The organism is Pantoea sp. USMM079 (assembly GCF_037153115.1).
GTDB lineage: Bacteria > Pseudomonadota > Gammaproteobacteria > Enterobacterales > Enterobacteriaceae > Pantoea > Pantoea communis.
In genome coordinates, this window is sequence record NZ_JBBCKX010000049.1 from 1 (window position 1) to 1,846 (window position 1,846).

2 protein-coding genes and 1 pseudogene are annotated in these 1,846 nt (G+C 44.0%); all 3 read right to left on the minus strand.

Going from position 1 to position 1,846, the window contains the following annotated elements:
* Nucleotides 1-129: pseudogene (locus WFP70_RS26400) on the minus strand (Gfo/Idh/MocA family oxidoreductase); the annotation flags it as partial.
* 533 nt (nucleotides 130-662) lie between these two features.
* On the minus strand, nucleotides 663-1,559 hold the full coding sequence (gene iolE / locus WFP70_RS26405) for a myo-inosose-2 dehydratase (protein WP_337024895.1): 897 nt from the start codon (nucleotides 1,557-1,559) through the stop codon (nucleotides 663-665).
* A 79-nt stretch (nucleotides 1,560-1,638) separates the two neighbouring features.
* A partial coding sequence (locus WFP70_RS26410; RefSeq protein ID WP_337024894.1) for a TIM barrel protein occupies nucleotides 1,639-1,846 on the minus strand: 208 nt, incomplete at its 5' end.

The window sequence follows — 1,846 nt, forward strand, 5'->3', positions numbered from 1 at the left end:
GCCGGGAACGGGATCGGCAACTGCGGCGAGCACCGCGCCGGGGATAAGCTGCGCAACGGTCTGACCGTGGAAACTGCCCATACGACCGGCACCAATCAGGCCTACGCGAACGATTTTCACTGATGACATTAACTATTTCCTTAAGTGATAGGGTACTTATTTGAAATCAGAATCAAAAAGTTCTTGCTTACTAATTGCTATTAAACGTTTTAATAAGATAATATGATCCAGATCTCATTTTTTAAGTGCTTACGTTTTTGTGACGAAAGCTATAATAGTAAGCAAGTAGCATGCCAATAGTTAACTCATTGAATTAAATCGTTTTTGTGATTATTCATCTTTAACTGTGTGTTCACATTCATGACATGTACACATAACATGTGTTATTTATGGACACGTAAACATCATCTCGCATTTCTATCAAGCCAAATAACTAACGCACAATTTGCTGTACGTGAGCAGTGTTGATGAAATGTGCGAGATAGGGGATTGTGAGTATGATTAGAGGTTTATTACGAGATGGGTTTGATAATAATGCTTTGGTCACATCAAACTATTAACTGTACTGAAATGTTTAAGTGGTGAAATGAATGATGTCCTTATATATCGAAGTAAGGAAGCATCTTAACTAAGATGCTTCCTGGTACAAGAAGGTTCTGGATTTAAACTCCTATTTCCTCTTTAACCCATTTCCTTGCCTGAGTTACGGTTGACAGGGGAGGTGCTTTTTCAGGATCCTGTTCGGCTTCAACAATTATCCATCCAGAATATGTGGACTCTTTAAGAAAGTTTAGCACGGGCGTATAATCTACAATTCCTCCGCCCGGCACAGTAAAGAGACCGGCCCTCACTGCATCGTTAAAACTCAGATCCTGATTGATTACCTCGTCCAGCACATCTCCACGGACATCTTTCAGATGGATGTGAGCAATGCGTTGTCCGTAGTTATTCAGCACCCACTCTATGTCAATGCCAGCAGATTTTGCATGCCCGCAGTCAAGTACGATGCCTACGGCATTATCCGTAGCCTCCAGAAAGGCCTTTAGCTCATAATCTCTTTCTACAATCATCATTAAATGATGGTGGTAAGCAAGACGTAATCCATAAACCTTTGATAATGAATTAGCGAGGTCATTAATCTTTTGGGCATAATCAGCCAGGTTTAACTCGTTCAGTTCGGGAGAACGTGACATTGGCTCATCTAAAGGTGCATCTCCAGGCATTGCACCACATTCGCCGTAGACCATGACTTTAGCGCCAAGTGTTTTCAGCAGAAGCGCATGTTCGTGAACCGCTTCGAGCTCTTCTTCAATGCTTCTTTCTGCCAGGAAACCGTTATACCAACCAGATGCAAGTTTAAGATTTGCCTTTTTAAGCATTGGCTGTAGCTTATTTATTGTTCTGGGGAATTTTCTGCCTAATTCAATTCCTTCATAACCTGCAGTTGCCGCCTCTTCAAGGCAGGTTTCCAGAGGAATATCACCACCAAGATCTTCCAGCACATCATTTGTCCAGGATAAAGGACTGACACCAACCCGGATTCTGTTTTGTAAATTCATCGTCTTTCCTTATGAAAATGGCGAAATCGCTTCTCCTCTCAGAAAAGCGATATTTAACGTATTTAAAGCTACTCAGTTATCATGGTTGTAAAGACTTCTTAAATGCCTGAAGCGCCTCAGTTGAGTCCCCGGACGCCCATCCTTCCAGCGCGACCACGCCCGTGTAGCCGATTTCTCTCAGCGCGCGCGCCACGGCCGGATAGTTAATTTCACCGGTACCCGGCTCTTTACGCCCCGGTACGTCCGCGACCTGCACCTCGCCGATGTGCTGGCCGCAGCGGCGGATG

Bases quoted from the DNA above. Each gene is read 5' to 3' on its own strand.
- iolE (WP_337024895.1), bottom strand. From the start codon at position 1,559: ATGAATTTACAAAACAGAATCCGGGTTGGTGTCAGTCCTTTATCCTGG.